Here is a 19,782-nt window from a genome sequence, read left to right on the forward strand (position 1 = left end):
GTGGCCCGCCGGTGGCAGCCGCAGCGTTGGTGCAGCGGTCGCGGCGCCTTCCCCGGCGAGGGCGGTCCGATCCGCGGCGTCGCCGTCTCCGAAGCACCGGGGTGGAAGCCCCGCGTCCGCGCGGAGCGGGAAGGAGCGGGCGAGATGTCACTGGACGCGACCGAGGTGGTCGTCGTGGGCGCGGGCCTGGCCGGCCTCGCGTGTGCGCTGGACCTGACGGCGGCCGGCCGGGACGTGCTGCTCGTCGAGGCCGCCGAGGAGGTGGGCGGCCGGATGCGCACCGACGTGGTGCGGGGCTTTCGCCTGGACCGGGGCTTCCAGGTGTTCAACACCTCCTATCCGCAGGTGAAGCGCCGTCTGGACCTGCGCGCCCTACGGTTGCACCCGTTCACCGCCGGGTTCTTGACCGCCGGCGCCCGAGGCTCGCACCGCGTGGTGGACCCGACCAGGCACCCGGGCCGGAGCCGCGACCTGCTGCCCGGTCGGCTGATGCCCCTGCGCGACCTGGCGGCGCTCGGGCTGCTCGGGGCGTGCGACGCGGTGCTGCCGGCCGGCGTGCTCAAGCGCCTGCCGGAGACCAGCACCGCTCGGGCGCTGCGGGCCGCCGGCGTGTCGCGGCGCACCCTGGACACGCTGCTCGCACCGTTCCTCGCCGGGATCTTCCTGGAGGAGGAACTGGAGACCTCCAGCCGGATGTTCCACCTGGTGTGGCGCAGCCTGGTGCGAGGGAGCCTGTGCCTGCCGCGCGACGGCATCGGCGCCGTCCCGCGGCAGCTGGCCGACAGGCTGCCGGAAGGACGGCTGCTGCTCGGCGCGCCGGTGGACCGGGTGACGGCCGACGGCGTGGCGCTCGCCGACGGGTCGGTGCTGCGGGCCGGCGCGGTCGTGGTGGCGACCGGGATGGCGCGGGCCGCCCGTCTGCTGCCGGGCCTGCCGGTCCCGGCGGGCCGGGCGGTGACGACGTTCTACCACGCGGCGCCGGCCGCCCCGCTTCGTGAGCCGACGCTCGTCGTGGACGCGGATCGGCACCTGCTGAACACGGTGGTGCTCTCGGAGGTCGTCCCCGGCTGCTCGCCGGACGGACGCGCGCTGGTGTCGACCTCGGTGCTGGGAACGGACGCCGACGAGGAGGCGGCCCGGACTCGCGCGGGCGAGCTGTACGGGGCCGACACCTCGCGGTGGCGGCTGCTGGCCGACTACCGGATCGCCGACGCCCTGCCGGCCGGACCCGCCCCGCTCGCGCTCAGCCGCACCACCCGGTTCGCACCGGGCCGTTACGTGTGCGGGGACCACCGGGCGACGGCGTCGGTGCAGGGGGCGCTGGCCTCGGGCGCGCGGGCGGCCCGGGAGGTGTCGGCCGATCTGGACCGCGCCCGCCTCGCCCGGCCCGCCGTGCGCGGGGGCGCCGGCCGGTGATCACCCCCGCTCGGGCAAACGCTGCACAAACGCTTCGACTGCGCCCCGCGCTCCGGACCGCTGCAGCGTGGAACCGTGACCCCAGCCGCACAGTGCCACCCCGACCCGCGCGTCGCCGACGCTCCGGCCACGACGACCGAGGACCTGGCCCGCCTTCTGGCGAGCTCGGCGGGCGGGGACGACGCGGCGTACGAGCGGCTGTACCGCGCGGTCGCCGGGCCGGTGTACAGGGTCGCCCTGCGCACGCTGCGCAGCCCCGCCCACGCCGAGGAAGTGGCCCAGGAGGTCCTGCTGGAGGTGTGGCGCACCGCGGCGGCCTACCGGCCCGAGCGCGGATCCGTGCTGGCCTGGGTGCTCACCATCGCGCACCGCCGGGCGGTGGACCGGGTGCGGTCCGCCCGGGCGGCGGCCGAGCGGGACCTCCGCGCCGCGCTGAGGGAGCCGGTGGACGACGAGCCGCCGGACGTCCGGGTGGCGCGCTCGCTGGACGGGCTGCGGGTGAGGGCGGCTCTCGAACGGCTGAGCGGGGTCCAGCGCGAAACGGTGGTGCTGGCCTACTACGCCGGGTACTCGCAGCGGGAGATCGCGGATCTGCTGGACGTGCCGCTGGGGACCGTGAAGACCAGGACCCGTGACGCCCTGATCCGGCTCAGGGCCGTGGTCGGCCCGTGCGACCGGGCAGCGCCGCGGCCGCCCGCCGCCCGGGCCGTGCCCGTGACCCCCGGAACACCCCCGACCGCGCGAGGACGTCATGACCCCCGACCGAGACCTGCTCACCCACGGGCGCCCGGTGCCCGCGAGTCCTCCCACCGGGCCGCCCGAGGGCGAGGGACCGACGTGCGCGGTCAGGTCCACCCCGGAGCGGGCGGAACTCCGCTCGGCACGGCCCGGTTGGATTCCCCCGCCGGTGATCGCCACCATGGTGGTGTGCTGCCAGGGGTTCACCGTGGGAAGGATCGCCGGATGGTGACGTCGACGGCCGGCGGCGACACCGGACGGCAGGGCGGCGAACCGCCCGCGGCGTCCCGCCCACCGGAGGACGTGGGGCTGCCGACCGGCGGCGTGGCCCAGCGCCTCGGCGTGTCGCCCACCACCATCCGCTCCTGGGAGCGCCGCTACGGCATCGGCCCGGCCCACCGTGAGGCGGGGCACCACCGCCGCTGGAACCACCAGGACATCGCCGTGCTGGAGGCCATGTGCCGCCTGACGGCCCGGGGGGTGCCGCCGGGCGAGGCCGCCCGCGCCGCGCTGGCCGAACGCGCCGCCGCACACCGCGGCACCGGCCCGGTGGATCCTTCCGGGGAACCCGGTACGGCCGCCCGCGGCGGTGCGCGGTCCGCCCCGGGTCCCGGCCCCGGCGGGAGCAGGGCCCTGCGGGTCGGGGCGGTGCGCCCGGAATGCCGGGGCCTCACACGGGCGGCGGTGCGGCTCGACGCGCCGGAGGTCGCCGGGATCCTGCGCGAATCCGTCGGCACCCTCGGCGTGATCGACGCCTGGACCGAGGTCATGATGCCCGCCCTGCGGGCCGCGGGCCGCAAGTGGGCGGCGGACGGCGAGCAGTACGTCGAGGTCGAGCACCTGCTCTCGTGGCACGTCTCCAGCGTGCTGCGCGGCGTGGCGGTGGACGCCGTCACCGCGAGGCCGGTGCCGCCGGTGCTCCTGGCGGCCGCGCCCGGCGAACAGCACAGCCTCCCGCTCGAGGCGACGGCCGCCGCGCTGGCCGAGCGCGGCCTGCCGTACCGCATGCTCGGCGCGGCCGTCCCGCCCCGGGCACTGCTCGACGCCGTGCACCGGATCGGCCCGGTCGCGGTGATGGTCTGGTCCCAGGACCGGCGTACCGCCGACCGCGAGCTCGTACGCCGGGTCGCCGCCAGCACGTGGGGCCCGCGCGGTTCCCGCGGCCGGGCGCTGGTGGTGGCCGCCGGACCCGGCTGGGCCCGCACCCGGCCGACGGCCGGCACCGCGCGCCCCCGCACCCTCCGGGACGCCGTGGACCTCCTCGAACGGGCGGTCACGGCCTGACACCCGCGCCCTCGCCCGGGGTGACGCGCCGTCGGAAAACCGGACCCAATCCGCTGCGCGGTCGGCTCCGAAGAATCGGTGCAACGACAGTGCAGGCCGCCTGACGGCCCCGCCGGGAGGGACCCTCATGACCACGTTCGACACCGTCTCCGCCGACCGGGCCGGCCCCATCGCGCAGAACGGCGAACGACCGCGCCGGGTGGTGGTCGTGGGATCCGGTGTCGCCGGACTCACGGCGGCGTACCGGCTGACCCGGGCCGGCGTACGGGTCACGCTGTTCGAGGCCGACGCACGACTCGGCGGCCACGCCCACACCCAGGAGGCCACCGGGGCGGACGGCCGGGCGCTGGCCCTCGACACCGGCTTCCTCGTCCACAACGAGCGCACCTACCCCCATCTGCTGCGGCTCTTCGCCGAACTCGGCGTCCGCACCCGCGACACCGAGATGAGCATGTCCGTGCGGTGCGACGGCTGCGGCCTGGAGTACGCGGGCGCGCGCGGCCCCGGCGGACTGTTCGCCGGGACGGACGCCCTGGTCCGTGGCCGCTACCTGTGGATGCTCACCGAGGTCCCCCGGTTCCACCGGCTCGCCCGCCGTCTGCTGGCCGACCCCTCGGCGGGCGATCCGGGTCTGCGCGAGTTCCTCACCGCCGGGGGCTTCTCGCCGTACTTCGTCAGCCACTTCATGACCCCGGTGGTCTCCGCCGTGTGGTCCTGCGCCCCCGATCTGGCGGGTGACTACCCGGCGCGCTACCTGTTCACCTTCCTCGACAACCACGGGATGCTCTCGTTGACCGGCTCGCCGACCTGGCGCACCGTCGTCGGCGGCTCGCGCACGTACGTCGACAGGATCGCCGAACGCCTCGCGGCCGTCCGCCGGTCGACGCCCGTGCGCGCCGTGCGCCGGCACCCGGACGGCGTCACCGTGGTGACCGCGGACGGACACCGCACGGAGGCCGACGCCGTGGTGATCGCCACCCACGCCGACCAGGCGCTGCGGCTGCTCGCCGACCCGACCGCCGCCGAGTCGAGCGTCCTCGGTGCCTTCACCTACTCGCGCAACCCGACCGTGCTCCACCGCGACCCCGCCGTCCTGCCCGCCGCCCGCCGGGCCCGCGCTTCGTGGAACTACCGGATGCCCCGGTGCGGCACCCCCGCCGGCGGGGTCCGGGTCAGCTACCACCTCAACCGGCTCCTGCGGCTGGACACCGCCGAGGACTACCTGGTCACCCTCAACGAGGACCGTCAGCACCCCGTCCCCGAGCACCTGGTGGTCTCCCGCGCCGTGTACGAGCACCCGGTGTACACCGCGCGCACGGTCGCCGCGCAGCACAGGCTGCCCGGGCTCAGCGCGGGGCGGACCGCCTTCGCCGGTGCCTACCACGGCTGGGGGTTCCACGAGGACGGCTGCCGCTCCGGCATCGAGGCCGCCGGGGCCCTGCTGGGGGTGAACGCGCCGTGAGGCCGTTGCCCGGGCCGTGGGGCGCGGTCCTCTACGACACCCGCACCACCCACGTCCGCACCGCGCCCCGGCGCCGGTCGTTCCGGCACCGCGGCTACCTGTGGCTGGTGGACATCGACCGGCTCCCGCCCGTCCCGGGGCCGCTCCGGCCGCTGGCCCGGTTCCGGCACGAGGACCACGTGCCGGACCGTGACCGGCGGAAGGCGACGATCCGCCGGTCCCTGGACGGCTACCTCGCCGGCCACGGGGTCCGGCTCGGCGGCGGACAGGTCCTGATGCTGACCCAGGCCCGGTCGCTGGGACACGTCTTCAACCCGCTGACGGTCTACTGGTGCCGCGACGGTGCGGGCCGGCCACTGTGCACGGTCGCCGAGGTCCACAACACCTACGGCGGCCGGCACCGCTACCTGCTGCCCCCCGATCCCGGCGGCCGTGGCGAGACCCTCAAGGACTTCTACGTCTCCCCGTTCCTCCCCGTCGACGGCCGCTACCGGATGGTGCTGCCCGAGCCGGGGGAGCGGCTCGATCTCACCGTCCACCTGGACCTCCCGGCGGGCCGCGCCTTCACCGCCACCGTCCGCGGCACCGCGCGGCGGGCCGGCCCCGCCGCCCTGCTGGCCGCGGCGCTCACCCACCCCTTCGCCACCTGGGCCGTCAGCCTGCACATCCGCTACCGGGGCATTCGCCTGTGGCTCGGCGGCCTGCCCGTCCACCCCCGCCAGACGACCGGCTCCCGGCGCGCCGAGCGCGCCGGGCCCACCGAAGAGGTGCCCGCCCCATGACCACCACGGCTTCCCCGGCGAGGCCCGCGCCCGTCGTCGATCCCGCCCGCTGGCCGGACGTGGCCCGGGTGCCGCACGTACCGCTGCGCGCCGCCCTGGCCGGGCGGCTGCTGCACCGGGCGGCCGCGCGCCGCGGCCTGCGCGTCGAGCTCCCCGACGGCCGGACCCTGCGGCCGGCCCCGGCCGACGCGCCGGTCCTGCGGCTGCACCGCCCGGGGGACTTCCTGCACCGGATCGGCGCCGGCGGCCTGATCGGCTTCGGCGAGTCCTACCAGGCCGGCGACTGGGACAGCCCCGACCTGGTCGCGCTGCTGACCGAACTGGCCACCGCCCCCGAGACACTGGTGCCGGCCGGCACCCAGTGGCTGCGCCGGCTGCACGTCCGGCGCCCGCCGACGGCGGAGCTCCCGACGGCGGCGAACGCGCCCCGCAACATCCACCGGCACTACGACCTGTCCAACGACCTGTTCGCCCTGTTCCTCGACCCGACGATGACCTACTCCTCGGCGGTCTTCCCCGTCGGCCCGGGCCCGGTGCCGCTCGTGACCCGGGACGTCCTGCCCGCCGCCCAGCACCGCAAGATCGACCGCCTGCTCGACCTGGCCCGCGTCGGCCCGGGCACCCGGCTGCTGGAGATCGGCACCGGCTGGGGCGAACTCGCCGTGCGGGCGGCGGCCCGCGGCGCCCGGGTGGTCAGTCTCACCCTCTCCGAGGAGCAACTCCTCCTCGCCCGCCGCCGGATCGCCGACGCGGGTCAGGCGGGGCGGGCCGAGGTCCGGCTGTGCGACTACCGCGCCGCCGAGGGCGCGTACGACGCCGTGGTCAGCGTGGAGATGATCGAGGCGGTGGGACGGCCCTTCTGGCCCGAGTACTTCGCCACCCTCGACCGCGTCCTCGCCCCGGGCGGGCGGGTCGCCCTGCAGGCGATCACCATGCCGCACGACCGGATGCTCGCCACCAGCCGCACCTACACCTGGATCCTCAAGTACGTCTTCCCCGGCGGCCGGATCCCCTCCCTGCGCGCCGTCGAGGAGACGGCGGCCCACGCCACCCGGCTGCGGGTGGTCCGCGCCGACGCCTTCGGGCCGCACTACGCCGAGACCCTGCGACTGTGGCGCGAGCGCTTCACCGAACGCTCGGCCCAGGTCGCGGACCTCGGCTTCGACGAGGTCTTCCGGCGGACGTGGGAGTTCTACCTCGCCTACTCGGAGGCCGGCTTCCGCTCCGGCTACCTGGACGTCCACCAGGTGCTGCTCGCCCGCGAGGGGGTGGGGCCGTGAACGCCGGTGCCTTCGCTCTCGGCCTCGCGGTCGCAGCCACCGTCGTGCTGTCCGTCATGCTCGCGGCCTTCGGTGTCGGGGTGCGCACCGGGCGCCACCGCGGTGTGGACGTCGCCTGGGGGCTGGCCTTCACCGCCGTGGCGGTGAGCGGACACGTGCTGTCGGACGGCCACGGCGACGCCGGACGCCGGCTGCTCGCCACCGTGCTCGTCGCCGTCTGGGGCCTGCGGCTGTCCGCGCACATCCGGCGGCGTGCCCGGGGCGCGCCCGAGGACCCGCGCTACGCCCGGATGCTCGCCCGCGCCCCCGAGGGCCCGGCCCGCACCCGGTACGCGCTGCGGAAGGTCTACCTGCTCCAGGGCGCCCTGGTGTGGTTCGTCTCCCTTCCCGTCCAGGCCGCCCAGTACATTCCCCGGCCGCCGGGCCCGCTCGCCTGGGCGGGCACCGCGGTGTGGGCGGTCGGCCTGACCTTCGAGGCGGTGGGGGACCGGCAACTCGCCCGGTTCAAGGCCGACCCCGCCAACCGCGGCCTGATCATGGACCGGGGCCTGTGGCGCTACACCCGCCACCCCAACTACTTCGGCGACGCCTGTGTGTGGTGGGGGCTGTTCCTGCTCGCCGCCGACACCCCCGCCGGCTGGGCGTTCGTCCTCAGCCCGCTCCTGATGACCTGGCTGCTGGCGTTCGGCAGCGGCAAGCCGCTGCTGGAACGGCAACTGGGCGCACAGCGCCCCGGCTGGTCCGCCTATGCGGCCCGTACCAGCGGCTTCGTACCGCTGCCACCGCGCCGGAACCCGAGCATCCCGACCACACCCCCCGTGAGGCCCCACCCGTGACCGTGTCGATCGCCCTGTTCACCCAGGACCTGCGTCTGCACGACAACCCCGTCCTGCACGCCGCCTGTGCCGCGGCCGACGAGGTCGTGCCGCTGTTCGTCCTCGACCCCGCGGTCGAGAACGGCGGATCCGCCGCCCCCAACCGCACGGCGTTCCTCGCGGACTGCCTCGCCGACCTGGACGCCTCGCTGCGCCGGATCGGCTCCCGGCTGACCGTGCGCCGCGGTGAACCCGCGGAGCAGACGGCGCGTGTCGTCGCCGCGACCGGCGCCGCCACCGTGCACGTCGCCGCCGGTGTCAGCCGTTTCGCCCAGCGCCGTGAGACCCGGTTGCGTGAGCTCCTCGGAGACCGCCTCCAGGCGCACGACGGTTCCACGACGGTGGTGCCGCCCGGGCGGGTCGCCCCCGCCGGCCGCGACCACTACGCGGTCTTCACCCCCTATCACCGCGCCTGGCAGGGGACGCCCCGCCGCGCCGTGCTCGGCGCACCGCGGATCATCCGCACCCCGGACGGCATCGGCAGCGAGAACATGCTGGTCGGCGGCCCGATCTCGCCGGGCCTGCCGCCGGGCGGCGAGACGGCGGCCAGGGAGCGATGGCGGCGGTGGGACGTCGGTGCCTACGCCGGCGTCCATGACGACCTCGCGGCCGACGGCACCTCCCGGCTGTCCCCGTACCTGCACTTCGGCTGCCTCTCCCCGACGGAACTCGTGACGCGCGCCCTGCGGCACGACGGCGCCGGTGCGCAGGCCTTCGTCCGACAGCTCGCCTGGCGGGACTTCCACCACCAGGTGCTCGCCGCCCGCCCCGACGCCGCGCACCGCGACTACCGGGACCGCGGCGACCACTGGCACCAGGACGAGCGCGAGGCCGAGGCGTGGCGGCAGGGCCGCACCGGCTATCCGGTCGTCGATGCGGGCATGCGTCAGCTCGCCCACGAGGGATGGATGCACAACCGGGCCCGACTGCTGACCGCGAGCTTCCTGGCGAAGAACCTCTACCTGGACTGGCGGATCGGCGCCGCCCACTTCCTGTCCCTGCTGGTCGACGGTGACGTGGCCAACAACCAGCTCAACTGGCAGTGGGTCGCCGGCACGGGCACCGACACCCGGCCCAACCGGATCCTCAACCCGCTGCGGCAGGCGGACCGCTACGACCCCACGGGGGACTACGTGCGCCGCTGGGTGCCCGAACTCGCCCATCTTCCCGGCCCGTCCGTCCACCGCCCGTGGCTGTTCACCGACGGCTACCCGGCCCCGATCATCGGTCCCGACGTGCTGACCGCCCGGTTCCGGCACGGGCGGCCGTGACCGCGACGAGGCGTCCACGGCTACCCTGCCCGCCGGGCGGCGGCTGGGCGAGGACCGGGCCGCCCGGACGGCCCGGATCGCCGCCTGGTGGGCATCGGCGCGCTGCTGTTCCCTGTTCCCCTACGCGCTGCGTCGCCCCGCCGGGTGGTCCGTCCAGGTCGTCGGGGTCGCGTGGGGGCTGGCCGGTCCCGCCTTCCTGGTCTTCGGCGGGCTCGACCACTTCACCCACATCGGGCTGATCGTCACCACCATGTGAGCCGCGGCCCGCGCCGGACCGCCCGTCCTACGCGTCGATCATGGTGAGGTCCGGGTAGACGTCCTGCCAGCGGTAGCGGCGGCAGTGCAGCTGCCAGTGGGTGAACCCGGTGAGGTAGCGGTCGAGGTGGGGGCGCTGCTCCTCGGTGGCGAGGTCCAGGACGCGGCGGTGGGCGGCCCGGCCGCCGGCGAGCACCCGGCGGTAGGCGGCGAGGTAGGGGATGCCCTCGGTGACCGCCCGGCGGTGGATCCGGCCGGTGGCGAAGTCCGCGCCGTGCACGGCCTCCTTGTAGAACGAGACGACGTCGTTGACGTCGTTGAGGAACGCGACCCCGGAGCTCAGGGCCGCCGACCAGAACGCCCGGTGGGTGTCGGCGCGCAGGCAGGGGGCGGTGAACTGGAGCGAGGTGAACCAGAACTGGGAGAAGCCGTTGAAGGTCCGGGCGAAGTCGCTGTCGATCCCGTCCGAGGCCCCGGGGTCGAACTCGGCCTCCAACAGCACGCCCGTGATCGCGTTGTAGAAGAAGTTCTTCCAGACCGCGAGGAAGGTCGGTTCGCAGAACGGCGCGACCTCGTCGAACATGTGGCGGATGTACCGGGTGACCGGTGAGGACGGCGGTGCGTCGGGCAGCAGACCGGCGCGCATCACCGCCGCCGCCTCGCCGCGGTCGTGGCAGCAGACGTCGTCGGTGCGGGTGGTGAACACCCAGATCCGGTCGACGGCGAGGGCGAGCGCGTCGTCGGCGATCGGCACCATCACGGCGCGCATCCGGGTGATGTGGCGGATCGTGGCGGCGGGCACCTCGACGCCGAAGGCCGCGAACTCCGCGGTGAGCACCTCCACGGCGGTGCGGCACTGCGTCCCGTTCACGGGAGGGTCGAACGCGGCGGTGGCGGCGATCAGCCCGTCCACCAGCCCGGAGCCGAGGACCTCGGCCACCATGGCGCGGTGCCGGGGGTCGGGGATCGCGGCGAGGGCGCCGTGCGGACGGTAGCGGAGGGTGTCGATGCCCGGCGGCGGGTGTCCGACCGGGCTGCGGACGGTGGGGTTCACGCTGCGCCCTTCCGAGGTGCGGGGACCGGTGTCGTCCGGCGGCTCGTGCCGGATCCTCGCCCGGCCGCCCGGCGTCCAACCGCGGACGACGCAGCTTGAAGCCGAACAGGTGAATCCCGGGTTGACGGGTTGACGGGTTGACGGCGGAACCGGGCTCAGACGGCGTACAGGCCGTGGGCGGTGAAGACGGCGCGGGCGGCGGCGATATGGTCGGCGGTGGGTACCGGGGTGTCGGCGAGCGGGAAGTCCAGGCCGAGGGCGCGCCACTTGGCGGCGCCGAGCTTGTGGAAGGGCAGCACGTCGACCCGGCTGACGTTGCCCAGCGAGGCGGCGAAGGCGGCGACGCCCTCGACGTTCCCGGCCGGGTCGGTGAGGCCGGGGACGAGCACGAAGCGGACCCAGACCTCGGTGCCGAGGCCGGCCAGGCGGCGGGCGAAGTCCAGGGTGGGGGAGAGCCGGCGGCCGGTCACCCTCCGGTAGAGGGCGCGGTCCCAGGACTTGACGTCCAGCAGCACGAGGTCGGTGTCGGCGAGCAGCGCGTCGTCGGCCCGGGCGCCGAGGTAGCCGGAGGTGTCCAGCGCGGTGTGCAGGCCCAGGTCGTGCTTGAACCGGTGCAGGAGTTCCCCGGTGAGGGCGGGCTGCAGCAGCGGCTCGCCGCCGCTGACCGTCGCGCCGCCGCCGGAGGCGTGGATGAAGGCGGTGTACTGGGCGGCCTTCCGGACGAGTTCGTCGGCGGTGACCGGGCGGCCGTCGCTCAGGTAGCGGGTGTCGGGGTTGTGGCAGTACTGGCAGCGCAGCGGGCAGCCGGCCAGGAAGGCGACGAAGCGGGTGCCGGGGCCGTCGACGCCGGTGGACAGGTCCCAGGAGTGCAGCATGCCGGTCGCGGGGGCGGTGGGGGCGCCGTCGGTCATCGCGGGTCTTCTCCAGCGGTAGGGGGCGCCGCCGGTGCCCGGAACGCGGGGCACCGGCGGCGCGGGGGCGGGACGGAGGACGGGGACGGGCGGGGACGGGCGGGGCGGGCTACAGCGCGTCGTGGAAGGTGCGGTTGACGACGTCGAGCTGCTGCTCGCGGGTCAGCCGCACGAAGTTGACCGCGTAGCCGCTGACCCGGATGGTCAGCTGCGGGTACTTCTCCGGGTGGGCCATCGCGTCCAGCAGGGTGTCCCGGTTCAGCACGTTGACGTTCATGTGGAAGCCGCCGACCGCGGTGTAGCCGTCCAGCACGCCGACCAGGTTGGTGATCCGCTCCCGCGCCGTGCGCCCGAGGCCGTCCGGGGCGACGGTGTGGGTGAGCGAGATGCCGTCCTCGGCCTGCGCGTACGGGAGCTTGGCGACCGACAGCGCGCTGGCGACGTAGCCGTGGCGGTCGCGGCCGTTCATCGGGTTGGCGCCGGGGGAGAACGGCTCGCCGGCCCGGCGGCCGTCCGGGGTGTTGCCGGTCTTCTTGCCGTACACCACGTTGGAGGTGATGGTGAGCACCGACTGGGTGTGCTCGGCGCCCCGGTAGGTGGGGTGCTTGCGCACCTTGCGCATGAACTCCTCGACCAGGTGCACCGCGATCGCGTCCACCCGGTCGTCGTTGTTGCCGTACGCCGGGTACTCGCCCTCGATCCGGTAATCGGTGACCAGCCCGGTCGCGTCCCGCACCGGGGTGACCTTCGCGTACCTGATCGCCGACAGCGAGTCCGCCGCCACCGCGAGGCCGGCGATGCCGCAGGCCATGGTGCGCCGCACGTCGCGGTCGTGCAGCGCCATCTCCAGCCGCTCGTAGGCGTACTTGTCGTGCATGTAGTGGATGACGTTGAGCGCGTGGACGTACGTGCCGGCGAGCCACTCCATCTGCTCCTCGAAGCGCGCCATCACCTCGTCGTAGTCGAGCACCTCCGAGGCGATCGCCCCGGTGGCGGGGCCGATCTGCTCGCCCGACTTCTCGTCCCGGCCGCCGTTGATCGCGTAGAGCAGCGTCTTGGCGAGGTTGACCCGGGCACCGAAGAACTGCATCTGCCGGCCGACCGGCATCGCCGAGACGCAGCAGGCGATCGCGGTGTCGTCGCCGAAGCGCGGGCGCATCAGCTCGTCCGACTCGTACTGCACCGAGGAGGTGTCGATCGACACCCGGGCGCAGAACTCCTTGAAGCCCCGGGGCAGCCGGGGCGACCAGAAGACGGTCAGGTTCGGCTCGGGCGCCGGGCCGAGGTTGTACAGGGTCTGCAGGTAGCGGAAGGAGGTCCGGGTGACCAGGGTGCGGCCGTCCTCGCCCATGCCGCCGATCGACTCGGTGACCCAGGTCGGGTCGCCGGAGAACAGCTCGTCGTACTCGGGGGTGCGCAGGAAGCGGACGATCCGCAGCTTGATGACGAAGTCGTCGATCAGTTCCTGGGCCTGTTCCTCGGTCAGCCGTCCGGCGGCGAGGTCGCGCTGCAGGTAGACGTCGAGGAAGGTCGAGGTGCGGCCGAGCGACATGGCCGCGCCGTTCTGCTCCTTCACCGCCGCCAGGTAGGCGAAGTACAGCCACTGGACGGCCTCCCGGCCGGTCGTGGCCGGGCCGGCGAGGTCGTACCCGTAGGCCGAGGCCATCGCCTTGAGCTCGCCCAGCGCCCGGATCTGCTCGGCGAGTTCCTCGCGCCCGCGGATGGTGTCCTCCAGCCGCGCCGGGTCGGTGGGCGCGGCGTCCAGCTCGGCCTTCTCGGCGAGCTTGCCGGCGATCAGCCGGTCCACGCCGTAGAGGGCGACCCGGCGGTAGTCGCCGATGATCCGGCCGCGCCCGTAGGCGTCCGGCAGGCCGGTGACGACGCCGGCCTTGCGGGCGGCCCGGATCGCGGGGGTGTAGGCGTCGAACACCCCGGCGTTGTGGGTCTTGCGGTACTCGGTGAAGACCTTCTCCAGCCCGGGGTCGACCGGGTAGCCGTAGGTCTTCAGCGCGCCGGCGACCATCCGCCAGCCGCCGTTGGGCATGATCGCGCGCTTCAGCGGGGCGTCGGTCTGCAGGCCGACGATCAGCTCGCGCTCCCGGTCGATCCAGCCGGGCGCGTGCGCGGTGATGGTCGAGGGGACGTCGTACGCGACGTCGTGGACGCCCTTGGCGCGCTCCTCGGGGAAGCGATCGGTGATCCGCCGCCAGACCGCGAGGGTGCGCTCGGTGGGGCCGGCCAGGAAGCCGGCGTCGCCCTCGTACGGGGTGTAGTTGCGCTGGACGAAGTCCCGCACGTCGACGCCGTCCTGCCAGGGGCCGGGGGCGAAGCCGTCCCAGGCTCCGGCCGGCGTGGTGGTGGGGGCGGTCCGCGTCCGCTGCGAGGTGGTCATCTCGGTGTCTCCTCTGTCCGGGCCCTCAGGCCCGGTCGCCGTAGTAGGCCTGGCGCATCAGCCGCTGCATGTCGGTGAGCAGCGGCATCCGGGGGTTGGCGGGGGCGCACTGGTCCTCGTAGGCGTTCATCGCCTGCTGCGGCAGGGCCGCCAGGAAGGCGTCCTCGTCGACGCCCGCGTCCTTGAAGGAGCGGGGGATGCCGACCCGGTCGCGCAGGTTCTCGACCGCCGCGGCGAGCGACTCCACGCCCTGTTCGGGGGTGGCGGCCGGCAGGCCGAGCGTCCGGGCGATCGTCTGGTAGCGCTCGGGGGCCGTGTAGCTCCGGTACTTGGGCCAGCCGGTCACCTTCGCCGGCGCCGAGCCGTTCCAGCGGATCACGTGCGGCAGCAGCAGGGCGTTGGTCCGCCCGTGGGCGACGTGGAAGGTGGCGCCCAGGGTGTGCGCCATGGCGTGCACGGCGCCCAGGAAGGCGGAGCCGAAGGCCATGCCGGCGATCGTGCCGGCGTTGTGCATCTTCTCCCGGGCCCGCGGGTCCCCGGGCCCGGCGGTGACGGCCCGCTCCAGGTTCTCGAAGATCAGCCGGATGCCCTGCAGGGCCAGGCCGTCGGTGAAGTCGTTGGCGTAGACCGAGACGTAGGTCTCGATGCAGTGGGTGAGGGCGTCGAAGCCGGTGTCGGCGGTGACGTGGGCGGGCAGGCGGGTGGTGAGCGCCGGGTCGACGATGGCCACGCTCGGGGTGAGCGCGTAGTCGGCGAGCGGGTACTTCTGGCCGGTGGCGGTGTCGGTGATCACCGCGAACGGGGTGACCTCGCTGCCGGTGCCCGAGGTGGTCGGGATGCACACCAGCCTGGCCTTCTCGCCGAGGTCGGGGAAGGTGAAGGCGCGCTTGCGGATGTCGAAGAACTTCTCCTTGAGGTCCGCGAACTCCACCTCCGGGTGCTCGTACATCAGCCACATCACCTTGGCCGCGTCCATCGGCGAGCCGCCGCCGAGCGCGATGATGGTGTCCGGCTCGAACTCCCGCATCAGCTCCGCGCCCCGGCGCACCGTGTCGATGCTCGGGTTGGGCTCGACGTAGTCGACGACCCGCACCTCGACCGGCTCCCGGCGCCGGTCCAGCACACCGCGGATCCGCTCCAGGTGGCCGATCGCCACCATGGTGTGGTCGGTGACCACGACGACCCGGTGGGCGCCCGGCATGCTCGCCAGGTACTTGACGGAGTTGCGCTCGAAGAAGATCTTCGGCGGGACCTTGAACCACTGCATGTTGGTGTTGCGCCGCCCGATCCGCTTGATGTTCACCAGGTTCAGCGCCGAGACGTTGCCGGCCACCGAGTTGTGCCCGTAGCTGCCGCAGCCCAGGGTCAGCGAGGGCGTGAAGGCGTTGTAGACGTCGCCGATGCCGCCCTGCGAGCTGGGCGCGTTCCAGATGATCCGGCAGGCCTTGACGGCGTGTCCGAACTCCTCGGTGAACGCCGCGTCCTCGGTGTGCACCGCCGCCGAGTGCCCCAGCCCGTCGAACTCCACCATGGCGGCGGCCAGTTCGACGCCCTCCCGGCGGGAGCCCGCGGTCAGCACGGCGAGTACCGGGCAGAGCTTCTCCCGGGTGAGCGGTTCGGCCGGGCCGACCCGCTCGCAGTCGGCCAGGATCACCGAGGTGTCGGCCGGCACCTCGAAGCCGGCCGCCGTGGCGATCTCGGCGGCGGTGCGGCCCACCACCTCGGCGTTCAGCTTCGCACCCGCGCACGAGGCCCCGTCGCCCACGCCGAACAGGTAGCGCTCCAGCAGCGCCTTCTCCTCGGCGCTCGCGTGGTGCGCCTTCAGCCCGCGGAACTCGGCGAGCGCCGCGTCGCGGATCTCCGCGTCCAGGATCACCGCCTGCTCGGAGGCGCAGATCATGCCGTTGTCGAAGGTCTTCGACAGCACGATGTCGTTGACCGCCCGCCGCAGGTCCGCGCTGCGCTCGACGTACGCCGGCACGTTGCCCGCGCCGACGCCCAGCGCGGGCTTGCCGCAGCTGTAGGCCGCCCGCACCATCGCGTTGCCGCCGGTGGCCAGGATCGTCGCCACCCCCGGATGGCGCATCAGCGCGTCGGTGGCCGCCATCGACGGCTCCTCGATCCACTGGACGCAGTGCGCCGGCGCACCGGCCGCCACCGCCGCGTCGCGCACGATCCGGGCCGCCTCGGCCGAGCAGCGCTGGGCCGCCGGGTGGAAGGCGAAGACGATCGGGTTGCGGGTCTTCAGCGCGAGCAGCGCCTTGAAGATCGTGGTGGAGGTGGGGTTGGTGACCGGGGTGATGCCGGCGACCACGCCGACCGGCTCGGCGATCTCCACGATGCCGTCGATCTCGTCCCGGCGCACCACCCCGACGGTCTTCGTCCTGGCCATCACATGGGTGACGTTCTCGCAGGCGAAGACGTTCTTGACGGCCTTGTCCTCGAACAGGCCCCGCCCGGTCTCCTCCACCGCCAGCACCGCGAGCCCGGTGTGCTGGGCCAGCGCGGCCAGCGAGGCCTTCCTGACGATGTGGTCGACCTGCTCCTGGGTGAAGGAGCCGTACTCCTCCAGGGCGTCGAGGGCGGCGGCGACCAGCCGGTCGACGCTGTCGGGCGGGGCGGGAAGGGCGCTCGTGGTCGACGGCTGCGCGTCGTGCTTCGGGCGGGAGGTCATGCTGGACTGCCTTTCCGGTCGTCGTCCGACATCGGGCGCCTCGGGCGCCTTCGGTTCCAGACTCCTCGCCCGGGGGCCGGCGGGGATCCGCCCAACGGGACCTGTCCGCGGTCCGAAGGTCCCTGCCGCGGCGGGTGGTTGGTCCCGGTGCCAGGAGGGGGCCGAGCGGCGGGCCGCGGCGCTCAGGCGCCCGCGACCAGCGCGCCGAGGGCGGTGCGCCGGTGGGTGACCGAGCGGCCCGTGCGGGTCGTCGTCGCCATGCCCGCTGCCCGCAGCGCCGCCGCGTGGGAGGAGGCCGTCGCGTTGCTGACGCGCAGGGCGCGGGCCAGGGAGGTCGTGGTGTGGGGTTCGGCGAGCAGGCGCAGGGTGTCCAGCCGGGTGCGGCCCAGGACGGCGGCCAGGGACTCGGCGGGGACGACCGGGTGCCCCGCGGCAGGCGGGAGCCCGGGACCGGCCGGGTACGTCAGGACCGCGGGACGGCCCGGGACGTCCTGGAGGAGCGGGCCCGCCGGGTGGTGGAAGGTGGGCAGCAGGACCAGGCCGCGCCCGTCGAGGCGGACCTCGCGGTCCGGCGCCGCGCCGGGCCATTCCCACACGTCCTCGTGGAGCCGGCTGCCGGGGGTCAGGCCGGTCAGTGCGGCGGCCGTGCCGTGCTCGGCGACGGTCAGGGCGTAGCGGGTGAACTCCTCGCGGTGCAGGTCCTGGACGGCGGACCAGACCGGGGCGAGGACCGCCTCGTACGCGGCCCGCTGGGCGCGGCGCAGGGTGCGCCAGGCCGTCCCGTCGCCCGCGTGCAGACCGCGGATCCAGTGCGGGGCGGGCACCGCCCCGTGGACCCGCTCCAGCTCGGAGCGGACGAGAGCGGGGCGGGCGGCGCGGATCTGTTCGAAGCCCTCGGCCATGGTGTCGCCGAGGACGTCGAGGAAGGAGGGCGGGCGGCCGGCCGGGACCAGGTCGGCGAGCGGGTCGGCCGCGGCGGGGAGGGAGCGCAGGACACGGCCGCGCCACGGCGCGAACAGCGGCCCGCCGCGCCGGGTCACGGCCGTCGTCAGGGCGGCGTGCAGCTCCTGGAGCGGCGCCGGGCGGGGGGCGAAGCGGATCCGGGCGAAGTCCCGCGCGGTGAAGTGGATCCGCAGCACCCTCGCAGCTCCTCGTCCCGGGCCGGCCTTTCGGTCAGAGCCTGAACCTTCGCATCGTGACGGCCCCCGCCCCAAGGATGTTCGTATGACTTCTCGACGCGCTCTTCTGAAGGGCACCCTACTCGGAACCGCCGCCGCCCTGCTGCCCACGGCTGCGTCCGCCGCCGCCGGCCCGGTCCTCCGGCTGCCCGCGCCCACCGGCCCCTACCCCGTGGGCCTGCGGACGGTCCATCTGACGGACCCGGCCCGGACCGACCCGTGGGTGGGCGGCGTCCGGGAGCTGATGCTGACCGTCCTGTACCCGGCCCGGTCGGTACGCGGCTTCTCCCGGGCCCCGCAGCTCACCCCGGCCGAGGCCGCGGTGTTCGCCGAGTACGCCCCGGGCCGCCACCCCGGGCTGCCGGAGCCCGGAGCGGTGGACTGGGGCGCGGTCCTCACCCACGGATACGTGGGCGCGCCGCCGCTGCCCGGGCGGCGGCCGGTGCTGGTGTACTCACCGGGCGGCGGTGACTCCCGCACGCTCGGCACGACCCTCGCCGAGGACCTGGCGAGCCACGGCCGGGTGGTCGTCCTCGTCGACCACCCCGGTGACGCCTCCCAGGTGGAACTGCCGACCGGGCTGCGGACGACCGTCCTGATCGGGCCGCCGGACCCGGCGACCTTCCGCACGATGGTGGACACCCGGATCGCGGACCTCCGGCTGGTCCTGGACGGGCTCGGCGACCTGCCGCTCGCACCGGTCGTGGACCCCGGCCGGATCGGTCTGTACGGGCACTCCGCGGGCGGCACGGCGGCGGTGTACGCGGCCCGCGGCGACCACCGGGTCGGTGCGGTGGCGAACCTGGAGGGCTATCTCGACCTGTACCCGGCACCGGCCGAAGCCGGCCGGCCGCTGCTGCTGCTGCGCACCGACGGATTCGAGGGCGCGGCCCGTGTCGAGTCCTCCTGGGCGGGCCTTCCCGGCCGCCGCGTGCTGCTCGCCGACGCGAACCACTGGGCGTTCACCGACTACGGCCCGCTCGTCGCGCGCCTTCAGGCCGCCGGCCTGGTGACGGCGACGACGCGGGCCGCGCTCGTCGGCGCCGGCGACCCGGCGGTGACCCTCGCCGAGGTCCGGCGCCGGGTGGGGGCCTTCTTCGTCCGCCACCTGTCGTAGCCGGACGGCGAGGAGGCGGCCGGTGGTTTCAGTGGTGCGGCACGACGGCGACCGGGGCGTGCGCGTGGTGGAGCACCGACTGGACCACCGGCCCGAGGTGGGGCCCCGTCAGCGGGTGCCGGGCGGTGCGTCGGCCGAGCACCACCAGCGAGGCGCTGCGGGAGGCCTCCACCAGCACCCGGCCCGCGCTCCAGGGGCACACCTCGGCCTCGACCCGGACCTGCGGGAACTTCTCCCGCCAGCGGGCCAGCGCGTCCCGCAGCCGCACCTGCTCGGCGGCGGCCAGCGACTCCCTGATCTCGGCCTGCTCGACCGGGGCCTGCGTGGTGTAGACGTCGTGGGAGGTGGTCCGGCTCTCCACCGCCCGCAGCCGGGCGCCGCGGTCGGCCGCCTGCTGGAAGGCGAACTCCAGGACGGCGTCGCACGGCCGGTCGCCCTCCACACCGACCACGACGTCGCCCGGCGCGTCGATCCGGTCGGCTGCGGCTTCCGCTTCGGTCTCGGCTTCGGTCTCGGCCCGCACCAGCACGACGGGGGAGAGCGACCGGGCGGCGGTCCGCAGCCCGACGGAGCCGACCAGCAGGCCGGTGAATCCGCCGAGGCCGCGCGATCCCAGCACCAGCAGCTCGGCCCGACCGCTCGCCGCGGCCAGGGTGTACGCCGGGTGCCCGGGCTGGACCTCGCAGGTGACGTCCAGTTCGGGCCACCCGGCGGCGATCCCGTCGCAGATCTCGGCCACCCGCCCGGGCAGCGCCCGCCCACCGCCCAGGTCGCGCTCCAGGGCGTCGGCCTCGGTGCCCGCCACGTGGATCATCCGCAGCGCGAGCCCGCGCCGGTGTGCCTCGCGGGCGGCCCACTCGGCCGCCGCCGCGCTCTGCACCGAACCGTCGATGCCCACCGTCACGTTGTGCGTCATGTCCGCGACCTCCCCGGTCCCCGGCGGTCCGCGTCACCGGTGCGCGCGATCCCGTCAGGCCTCAGCCTCCCGCCGGGACGGGGGCCGGCCCCAGGGTCCGAGCAGCCCCATCCGCCTGCCGAAGGTCCCGGGCGCAGAGCGCCTTCCGGGCCGTGCCGCCGCGCGTGCCGGGTGATG

14 protein-coding genes are annotated in these 19,782 nt (G+C 75.0%); 8 read left to right on the forward strand and 6 right to left on the reverse strand.

Annotated elements, in window-relative coordinates:
- Window positions 1-144: 144 nt before the first annotated feature.
- From ABT238_RS18210 to ABT238_RS18240, 7 genes are all read left to right on the forward strand, one after another.
- Complete coding sequence (locus ABT238_RS18210) at window positions 145-1,416, forward strand: NAD(P)/FAD-dependent oxidoreductase (RefSeq protein ID WP_350764493.1); 1,272 nt, start codon at window positions 145-147, stop codon at window positions 1,414-1,416.
- Window positions 1,417-1,491: 75 nt separating this feature from the next.
- Window positions 1,492-3,438 carry a sigma-70 family RNA polymerase sigma factor gene (locus ABT238_RS18215; RefSeq protein ID WP_350764500.1) on the forward strand — a complete coding sequence of 649 codons (1,947 nt, stop codon included), beginning with the start codon at window positions 1,492-1,494 and terminating at the stop codon, window positions 3,436-3,438.
- 127 nt (window positions 3,439-3,565) lie between these two features.
- Window positions 3,566-4,900: an NAD(P)/FAD-dependent oxidoreductase gene (locus ABT238_RS18220; protein WP_350764509.1), complete on the forward strand. Its 1,335-nt coding sequence runs from the start codon at window positions 3,566-3,568 to the stop codon at window positions 4,898-4,900.
- Window positions 4,897-5,682 carry a DUF1365 domain-containing protein gene (locus ABT238_RS18225; RefSeq protein WP_502891445.1) on the forward strand — a complete coding sequence of 262 codons (786 nt, stop codon included), beginning with the start codon at window positions 4,897-4,899 and terminating at the stop codon, window positions 5,680-5,682. The genes ABT238_RS18220 and ABT238_RS18225 overlap by 4 nt, the downstream gene beginning before the upstream one ends.
- The gene (locus ABT238_RS18230; RefSeq protein WP_350764520.1) at window positions 5,679-6,962 is read left to right on the forward strand and encodes a class I SAM-dependent methyltransferase; all 1,284 of its coding nucleotides are present in this window, start codon (window positions 5,679-5,681) and stop codon (window positions 6,960-6,962) included. The genes ABT238_RS18225 and ABT238_RS18230 overlap by 4 nt, the downstream gene beginning before the upstream one ends.
- A gap of 56 nt (window positions 6,963-7,018) precedes the next feature.
- Window positions 7,019-7,798, forward strand: coding sequence for a DUF1295 domain-containing protein (locus tag ABT238_RS18235; RefSeq protein ID WP_350565264.1), 780 nt, complete (start codon window positions 7,019-7,021; stop codon window positions 7,796-7,798).
- On the forward strand, window positions 7,795-9,108 hold the full coding sequence (locus ABT238_RS18240; protein WP_350764530.1) for a cryptochrome/photolyase family protein: 1,314 nt from the start codon (window positions 7,795-7,797) through the stop codon (window positions 9,106-9,108). The genes ABT238_RS18235 and ABT238_RS18240 overlap by 4 nt, the downstream gene beginning before the upstream one ends.
- A 283-nt stretch (window positions 9,109-9,391) precedes the next feature.
- On the opposite strand, the gene ABT238_RS18245 is transcribed toward ABT238_RS18240, so the two are convergent.
- From ABT238_RS18245 to ABT238_RS18265, 5 genes are all read right to left on the reverse strand, one after another.
- Window positions 9,392-10,417, reverse strand: a complete 1,026-nt coding sequence (locus ABT238_RS18245) for a hypothetical protein (RefSeq protein ID WP_350764538.1) — start codon at window positions 10,415-10,417, stop codon at window positions 9,392-9,394.
- Window positions 10,418-10,572: 155 nt separating this feature from the next.
- Window positions 10,573-11,328: a pyruvate formate-lyase-activating protein gene (gene pflA, locus ABT238_RS18250; protein ID WP_350565188.1), complete on the reverse strand. Its 756-nt coding sequence runs from the start codon at window positions 11,326-11,328 to the stop codon at window positions 10,573-10,575.
- 109 nt (window positions 11,329-11,437) lie between these two features.
- The gene (gene pflB, locus ABT238_RS18255) at window positions 11,438-13,720 is read right to left on the reverse strand and encodes a formate C-acetyltransferase (RefSeq protein WP_350565186.1); all 2,283 of its coding nucleotides are present in this window, start codon (window positions 13,718-13,720) and stop codon (window positions 11,438-11,440) included.
- Between the two features lie 25 nt (window positions 13,721-13,745).
- On the reverse strand, window positions 13,746-16,394 hold the full coding sequence (gene adhE / locus ABT238_RS18260; RefSeq protein WP_350764550.1) for a bifunctional acetaldehyde-CoA/alcohol dehydrogenase: 2,649 nt from the start codon (window positions 16,392-16,394) through the stop codon (window positions 13,746-13,748).
- 182 nt (window positions 16,395-16,576) lie between these two features.
- Window positions 16,577-17,533, reverse strand: a complete 957-nt coding sequence (locus tag ABT238_RS18265; RefSeq protein ID WP_350565182.1) for an ArsR family transcriptional regulator — start codon at window positions 17,531-17,533, stop codon at window positions 16,577-16,579.
- An 85-nt stretch (window positions 17,534-17,618) separates the two neighbouring features.
- On the opposite strand from ABT238_RS18265, the gene ABT238_RS18270 reads away from it, so the two are divergent.
- On the forward strand, window positions 17,619-18,689 hold the full coding sequence (locus ABT238_RS18270; RefSeq protein ID WP_350764558.1) for an alpha/beta hydrolase family protein: 1,071 nt from the start codon (window positions 17,619-17,621) through the stop codon (window positions 18,687-18,689).
- A 28-nt stretch (window positions 18,690-18,717) separates the two neighbouring features.
- On the opposite strand, the gene ABT238_RS18275 is transcribed toward ABT238_RS18270, so the two are convergent.
- On the reverse strand, window positions 18,718-19,605 hold the full coding sequence (locus tag ABT238_RS18275; protein ID WP_350565179.1) for a universal stress protein: 888 nt from the start codon (window positions 19,603-19,605) through the stop codon (window positions 18,718-18,720).
- Window positions 19,606-19,782 lie beyond the last annotated feature (177 nt).

The sequence above is a fragment of the Kitasatospora sp. NPDC001527 genome, from assembly GCF_040298605.1.
GTDB lineage: Bacteria > Actinomycetota > Actinomycetes > Streptomycetales > Streptomycetaceae > Kitasatospora.

What these genes read in the sequence shown, in the direction of transcription:
- pflB (WP_350565186.1), bottom strand. Translation starts at nt 13,720, where the DNA reads ATGACCACCTCGCAGCGGACGCGGACCGCCCCCACCACCACGCCGGCC.
- ABT238_RS18275 (WP_350565179.1), bottom strand. Translation starts at nt 19,605, where the DNA reads ATGACGCACAACGTGACGGTGGGCATCGACGGTTCGGTGCAGAGCGCG.
- ABT238_RS18210 (WP_350764493.1), top strand. Translation starts at nt 145, where the DNA reads ATGTCACTGGACGCGACCGAGGTGGTCGTCGTGGGCGCGGGCCTGGCC.
- ABT238_RS18230 (WP_350764520.1), top strand. Translation starts at nt 5,679, where the DNA reads ATGACCACCACGGCTTCCCCGGCGAGGCCCGCGCCCGTCGTCGATCCC.
- pflA (WP_350565188.1), bottom strand. Translation starts at nt 11,328, where the DNA reads ATGACCGACGGCGCCCCCACCGCCCCCGCGACCGGCATGCTGCACTCC.
- ABT238_RS18220 (WP_350764509.1), top strand. Translation starts at nt 3,566, where the DNA reads ATGACCACGTTCGACACCGTCTCCGCCGACCGGGCCGGCCCCATCGCG.
- ABT238_RS18270 (WP_350764558.1), top strand. Translation starts at nt 17,619, where the DNA reads ATGACTTCTCGACGCGCTCTTCTGAAGGGCACCCTACTCGGAACCGCC.
- ABT238_RS18235 (WP_350565264.1), top strand. Translation starts at nt 7,019, where the DNA reads ATGCTCGCGGCCTTCGGTGTCGGGGTGCGCACCGGGCGCCACCGCGGT.
- adhE (WP_350764550.1), bottom strand. Translation starts at nt 16,394, where the DNA reads ATGACCTCCCGCCCGAAGCACGACGCGCAGCCGTCGACCACGAGCGCC.